This is a genomic window from Micromonospora sp. AMSO31t (genome assembly GCF_008868175.1).
Classification (GTDB): domain Bacteria; phylum Actinomycetota; class Actinomycetes; order Mycobacteriales; family Micromonosporaceae; genus Micromonospora.
Window position 1 is genome coordinate 1 of the sequence record NZ_WBKT01000237.1, and the last position, 6,523, is coordinate 6,523.

Consider the following 6,523-nt stretch of genomic DNA (forward strand, 5'->3'; position numbering starts at 1 on the left):
GGTGGCGGGCGTGCTGGCGCTCGGGATGGCCGCGCTGGTGCTCTCCGCCCTGGCGTTGGCCCCGCCGCTGCTCCGCGGCTTGAGCACCGACCGGGGCGAGCCGCCACTGACCATCCCGGTGCTCACCGGGGTGGCTGCGCTGGTCCTGGTGCTGCTCTTCGGCTTCGGCCGGGCAATCGACCGCATCCGCCGCGACCTGCGCGCCGACGCCGCCCTGCCGGATGCTGCCGGGGATTCCCCGCCCGGTTCCGGCGCTGCCGGAGAGGCGGAGCGGGAAGAACCCCGCGCCGACTGACGCGCCGAACCGAACCGGTCGGCGAAACCCGCGGCACCCGTCGAGATCTTGGAAGGAAACGGCCCCTCCAGGGGCGCTCAGCTTCCAAGATCTCCCGCATCAGCGCGATCTTGGCGAGGTGCCGGTCGGGACCCACGACAACTCGCCAAGATCGCGGGCGTCGTCCCCGTGGGGCGGGTTGGTCAGAGCAGGGAGTCGCGCCACTGGCGGTGCAGGGCGGCGTACCGGCCGCCGGCGGCGGCCAGCTCGGTCGGGGATCCGTCCTCCACGATCCGCCCGTCGTCGAGGACGAGCACCCGGTCGGCGGTCTCCACGGTGGAGAGGCGGTGCGCGATCACCAGCGCGGTGCGGTCCCGCAGGACGCTGCGCAGGGCCCGCTGCACCATGCGCTCGGTGGGCACGTCCAGCGACGAGGTGGCCTCGTCGAGGATCAGGACCCGGGGGTCGGCCAGGAACGCCCGGGCGAACGCGACGAGCTGCCGCTGCCCGGCGGAGAGCCGGCCGCCGCGCCGGTGCACGTCGGTGGCGTACCCGTCGGGGAGCGCGGCGATGAAGTCGTGCGCGCCGATGGCGCGGGCGGCGGCCTCCACGGTCGCGTCGTCGGCGTCCGGGCGGCCGAACCGGATGTTCTCGGCGACCGAGCCGCTGAACAGGTGGTTCTCCTGGGTGACCAGCACCACCGCCCGGCGCAGCTCGGCGTCCGCGAGGTGGCGCAGGTCCACCCCGTCGAGGCTGACGGTGCCGGACGCCGGGTCGTGGAACCGGGCCAGCAGCTTGGCGATGGTGGACTTGCCGGCGCCGGTCGGCCCGATCAGCGCGACGGTCTGCCCGGCCGGCACGCTCAGCTCCAGCCCGGACAGGATCGGCGCTTCGGGCCGGTAGCCGAAGTGGACGCGGCGGAACACCACCGTTCCCCGCCCCGGGCCGGCGGGCAGCGGCACCGGTCGCGCGGGCTCGGCCACGGCCGACTGCTCGTCGAGCACTCCGGCCAGCTTCTCCAGCGCGGCGGTGGCCGACTGGAGCGCGTTGTAGAACTGGCTCAGCTCCTCCATCGGCTCGAAGAACCGGCGCAGGTAGAGCAGGAATGCGGCGAGCACCCCGACCTCGGTCCGCCCGCCCAGCACCCGCCAGCCGCCGTAGCCGAGCACCGCCGCGGCGGTCAGGTTGCCGATCAGCCGGATGCCCGGCGAGTAGACCGCGATGAGGCGGAACGCGCGGAGGCTGGCCTGCCGGTAGTCGTCGTTCACCGCCGCGAAGATGCGCTGGTTGCGGGGCTCCCGCCGGTAGGCCTGCACCGCCCGGATCCCGCGCAGCGACTCGACGAAGTGCACGATGACCAGCGCCACCGCCTCCCGGGTCCGCCGGTACGCCCCGGCGGAGGCGCGGGCGAACCAGCGGGACAGCCAGAACAGGAACGGGAAGGCGAGCAGGGTGACCGCGGCCAGCGACAGGTCCAGCCAGAGCAGGATGCCCGCCACCGACAGCACCGACAGCGCGGCCATCACCAGCTTGTCGATCCCGCCGTCGACGAGTTCGGCGATCGAGTCCAGGTCGCTGGTCAGCCGGGACACCATCCGGCCCGACGTGTAGCGCTCGTGGAAGCCGACGTCGAGGCGGAGGAAGTGGCCGTACACCCGTTTGCGGAGGTCGAGCAGGACGGCCTGGCCGATCCGGGCGGCGAGGGAGAGGAAGGCGCGCCGGGTCGCGTACTCGGTGGCGGTGGCGACGACGAACGCGACGGCGACGACGACCAGCGGGCCGGGGTCGCCGGCCCGCAGCGGTCCGATGCCCTGGTCGATGCCGAGCATCACCAGATACGGGCCGGCCATCGCGGCGGCGTTCTGGGCCAGCAGCAGGGACACCGCCAGCCCGAGCCGGGCCCGGTGCGGGCGGAGCAGGTCGCGGAGCAGGGCGCGGCTGCGGGCCCGGAGCCGGGCCACCGCCTCCGGCGACGAGTCCTCGGCCCGGCTGCGGTCGGCGTCGGGGTCGGTGGCCCGCCCGCGCCACCGGGACAGGTCGAGGTCGGGGTCGCCCTGCTGCCGGGACCGGTCGGGGTCGGGCTCGCCGCGCTGCCGGGACCGGTCGGGTGCGCCCCGCTGTCCGGGTATCCGGGGTGGGCCGGCGGCCCCCGTCACGACCGCACCAGGCCGACGCCGTCCGCCTGCCGCTCCGGCTCGGCCGAGAGCACCGCCCGGTAGGCCGGGACCCCGGCCAGCAGCTCGCTGTGGGTGCCCACGGCGACGATCCGGCCGCCGTCGAGCAGGGCCACCCGGTCGGCGAGCGCCACCGTGGACGGCCGGTGCACCACCAGCAGCGCCGTGGTGTCCCGCAGCACCCGGCGCAGGGCCGCCTCGACCAGGGCCTCGGTGTGCACGTCGAGCGCGGAGAGGGGGTCGTCGAGCACGAGCAGCGCGGGCCGGCCGAGCACCGCCCGGGCCAGCGCCAGCCGCTGCCGCTGCCCGCCGGAGAGGGAGAGCCCCTGCTCGCCGACGCGGGTGGCCAGCCCCCATGGCAGGTCGTACGCGAATTCGGCCTGGGCCAGCGCGAGCGCGGCCCGGACCTCCTCCTCGCCGGCCTCCGGCCGGCCCAGCGTCAGGTTCTCCCAGACCGACATGGAGAACAGGGTCGGCTCCTCGAAGGCCACCCCGACCAGCCGGCGCAGCGAGCCGAGCCGCAGGTCGCGCAGGTCGTGCCCGTCCAGCGTGACCCGGCCGCCGGTCACCTCGTGCAGGCGGGGGACGAGGGACAGCAGCGTGCTCTTGCCGCAGCCGGTCGCACCCACGAGGGCCAGCGTCTCGCCGGGCTCCACGGTCAGCTCGATCTCCCGGAGCACCGGCGCCGGGCTGCCGGGGTAGTGAAAGCTCACCCGCTCGAAGCGGAGCCGGCCGCGCACCTCGGTGCGGTCCAGCGCGCGGGCGTGCGGAGCGTCGACGATGGACGGCCGGGTGTCCCGCACCTCCTGGATCCGGTCGGCGGCGGTCGCCGCCTCCTGCCCGTTCGCGATGATCCAACCGAGCGACTGCACCGGCCACACCAGCATGAGCTGGAGGCTGACGAAGGCGACCAGCTCGCCGATGCTGAGCGTGCCCCGTGCGACAGCGGCGGCGCCGGCCACCAGCACCACCGCGAGGGTCAGGTTGGGCACCAGGTCGAACAGGGCGGAGGTGCGGGCCAGCAGGCGGGCCTTGCCGATCCCGGTGTCGTGCAGGCGGCGGGCGCCGGTGGCGAACCGGGCGGCCAGTTCGGGCCCCCGCCCGTACGCCCGCATGGTGCGCAGGCCCTGCGCGGTTTCCTCGACCAGCGTGGCCACGTCGCCCTGCTGGTCCTGCATGCGGCGGGACGCCGCGTGGTAGTGCCGGGCGAACCGGCGGCTGATCAGGAACAGCGGGACGGCGCTGGCCCCCACCAGCAGGCCGAGCCAGGGGTGCAGCCGGATCAGCAGCACCACCACGGCGGCGTAGGTGATCAGGTTGAGCACCAGGAAGAGCAGGCCGAAGGAGAGGAACCGGCGGATCACCGACAGGTCGCTGGTGATCCGGGAGAGCAGCTGGCCGGACTGCCACTGGTCGTGGACGTCGGTCGGGAGGCGTTGCAGGTGGGCGTAGATGTCGGCGCGGATGGCCGCCTCCATGCCGACCGAGGAGGAGGACTGGGTCCACCGCCGGATGAAGATCAGCACCGCCTCGGCCAGGCCGAGCAGCAGGGCGAGGGCGCCGAGCCGGAGCAGCCCGGCCTCGTCGTGCCGGGCCACCGGCCCGTCCACCACCCGCTGCACGACCAGGGGCACGGCGAGGCTGGCCGCCGTGGCGGTCAGCGCGGCGAGCAGCAGCCAGGCGAACTCGGCCGCGTGGGGGCGCAGGTAGGGCCGCAGTCGCCAGAGGTTGCGCAGCGGGTGGGGACGGGCGTCGGGACACGCCACGTGGTTGCCGTCGCTCTGCGCAGGCACTACCCGACGGTAGCGTCAGGGGGCGACATCACCGCTGTCAGCTAGCCGTCACCCGTCCCTCATGCCCGAGAAGCCACTTCTTCACGTCCAGCCCCCAGCGGTAGCCGCCGAGCGTGCCGTCGGTGCGCAGCACCCGGTGACAGGGCACGAAGAGCGCGGCGGCGTTGCGGGCACAGGCCGCCGCGGCGGCACGGACCGCCGCCGGCCGCCCGGCCAGGGCCGCGAAACCGGTGTACGTCACGGGGTCGCCCGGCTTGACCTCGCGCAGCACCTGCCAGGCGTGGGCCATGAAGGCGCCGCCGGTCTGCTGCGCGACCGGGACGGTGTCGATCGCGGTCAGGTCCCCGGCCAGGTAGGCGCGGACGGCCGCGGTCACCGGGCCGAGGTCGGCCCGCTCGCGCAGCGCGCCGCGCAGTCCGGGGTGGACCAGGGGTACGAGGGCCGCCGGGTCGGCGGTGAAGCCGGCCGCGCGTACCGCCCCGTCGGGGCCGGCGAGCACGCTCAGCGGGCCGGCGGGGGTGTCGATGACGATGCTGTCCAGTGTGGTCATGCCGCTCTCCAGAGTCGGATCACCGCGTACGACCGCCAGGGGCGCCAGCGGTCCGCGTACGCGTTCAGGGTCTTCGGGTCGTCGGGCAGGCCGAGCGCGGCGGCGCCCCGGCGTACGCCCAGGTCGGTGGGGAGGAGGACGTCGGGGTCGCCGAGCGCCCGCATGGCCACGTAGCCCGCGGTCCACGGCCCGACCCCGGGCAGCGCGGTGAGCCGCCGCACCGCGTCCTCCCGGTCCCCACCCGGTGCCAGGTCCAGGTCCCCGTCGGCGACGGCCCGCGCCACCGCGCGGATCGTCTCCCGCCGCGCCCCCGGCATCCGGAACGCGCTGTCCGCCGCCCCGAGCACCTCCTCGGGACTGGGAAACGCCCGCAGGCCCCGTGGCCGGTCGTCGGCGGAGTCGCCGTCGGCCTCGTCGGCGGGTGGCGCCGCGGTGGCCGCCAGGAGGTGGGTGAGGGTGGTCCTGGCCGAGCGGAGGGAGATCTGCTGGGTGGTGATGGCGCGGACGGCCATCTCGAAGCCGTCCACGGCGTGCGGGAGGCGGACGCCGGGTTCGGCGGCCACCGCCGGGGCCAGGGCCGGGTCCGCCGCCAGGGTGGCGTCGACCGCGGCCGGGTCGGCGTCCAGGTCGAGCAGCCGCCGGCAGCGGGCCACGGCCGGTGCCAGGTCGCGCATGTCCGCCAGCCGCAGGGTGGCGGCCACGTGCCCGTCGGCCGGGGCCAGCGACACGGTGCCGGGCCCGTGCGGCAGGCGCAACCCCCGGTGGTACGCCCCGTCGCGGACCTCCTCGACGCCGGGCAGCGCGCGCAGCGCCAGGAAGTCCAGCAGCGCCCCCGCGTGCAGCGGCGGCCGGTACGCGAGCCGCAGCGTGATGGTGCCCGCCCCGCCGACCGCCCGCCGGCCGCCCCGGCTCACCCGCAGCTCGGACGGGGTGGCCCCGTACACCTCGCGGACGGTGTCGTTGAACTGCCGGACGCTGCCGAACCCGGCGGCGAACGCCACCTCGGCCAGGCCGAGCCCGGTGGTCTCGATGAGGATGCGGGCGGTCTGTGCCCGCTGCGCCCGGGCCAGCGCCAGCGGCCCGGCGCCCAGTTCGGCCCGGAGCATCCGGTGCAGGTGCCGCTCGGTGTAGCCGAGCCGCGCCGCCAGCCCCGGTACGCCGTCCCGGTCGACCACCCCGTCGGCGATCAGTCGCATCGCCCGCCCGACCACGTCGGCCCGGACGTCCCACTGCGGGGAGCCCGGGGCGGCGTCGGGGCGGCAGCGGCGGCAGGCCCGCAGCCCGGCGCCCTGCGCCGCGGCGGCCGACGGGAAGAACCGGACGTTCTGCCGCTTCGGCGTCGTCGCCGGGCAGGACGGCCGGCAGTAGATCCCGGTCGACGTCACGCCGGTGTAGAACCAGCCGTCGAACCGCTGGTCGCGGCTGTCCACGGCCCGGTAGCACCGCTCGAAGTCGAGTTCCATGACACCGATCCTGCCTCGCAGGTCGGGCCACCGGCTGGCGGGATTCGGACGCGGCCGTGCGCGCGCTCGAAACCGGGGTCCGGGAGGCGTCGCGCGGCCGCCTCCCGCGGCCGCGCCGCCGGTGAGTGGAACGCCATGGAGGTCACCGGCGCCGGGACACCTCCATGGCGTTCCACTCGTCGCGGTCGACCCGCCCGGCCGCCACCTGCCGGGGCGGTGACGGCGACCGCCGGGTCGTCGGGGTCAGCGGCGCGTGCTGGGGGACGCGG

5 protein-coding genes are annotated in these 6,523 nt (G+C 76.0%); 1 reads left to right on the forward strand and 4 read right to left on the reverse strand.

Annotated features, from left to right (window positions below):
• Positions 1-295 (forward strand): hypothetical protein (locus tag F8274_RS31490; protein ID WP_370518289.1); only part of this gene is annotated, 295 nt, incomplete at its 5' end.
• Between the two features lie 182 nt (positions 296-477).
• Here F8274_RS31490 and F8274_RS29460 read toward each other — a convergent pair.
• The 4 genes from F8274_RS29460 to F8274_RS29475 form a co-directional block, all read right to left on the reverse strand.
• Positions 478-2,310: an ABC transporter ATP-binding protein gene (locus F8274_RS29460; protein ID WP_225854033.1), complete on the reverse strand. Its 1,833-nt coding sequence runs from the start codon at positions 2,308-2,310 to the stop codon at positions 478-480.
• Positions 2,311-2,426: 116 nt separating this feature from the next.
• Complete coding sequence (locus F8274_RS29465) at positions 2,427-4,241, reverse strand: ABC transporter ATP-binding protein (protein WP_151465620.1); 1,815 nt, start codon at positions 4,239-4,241, stop codon at positions 2,427-2,429.
• A 37-nt stretch (positions 4,242-4,278) separates the two neighbouring features.
• The gene (locus F8274_RS29470; protein ID WP_151465621.1) at positions 4,279-4,791 is read right to left on the reverse strand and encodes a methylated-DNA--[protein]-cysteine S-methyltransferase; all 513 of its coding nucleotides are present in this window, start codon (positions 4,789-4,791) and stop codon (positions 4,279-4,281) included.
• Complete coding sequence (locus F8274_RS29475) at positions 4,788-6,254, reverse strand: AlkA N-terminal domain-containing protein (protein WP_151465622.1); 1,467 nt, start codon at positions 6,252-6,254, stop codon at positions 4,788-4,790. Before F8274_RS29475 ends, F8274_RS29470 begins: the two co-directional genes overlap by 4 nt.
• Between the last annotated feature and the right edge of the window lie 269 nt (positions 6,255-6,523).

What these genes read in the sequence shown, in the direction of transcription:
- F8274_RS29470 (WP_151465621.1), bottom strand. Translation starts at nt 4,791, where the DNA reads ATGACCACACTGGACAGCATCGTCATCGACACCCCCGCCGGCCCGCTG.
- F8274_RS29475 (WP_151465622.1), bottom strand. Translation starts at nt 6,254, where the DNA reads ATGGAACTCGACTTCGAGCGGTGCTACCGGGCCGTGGACAGCCGCGAC.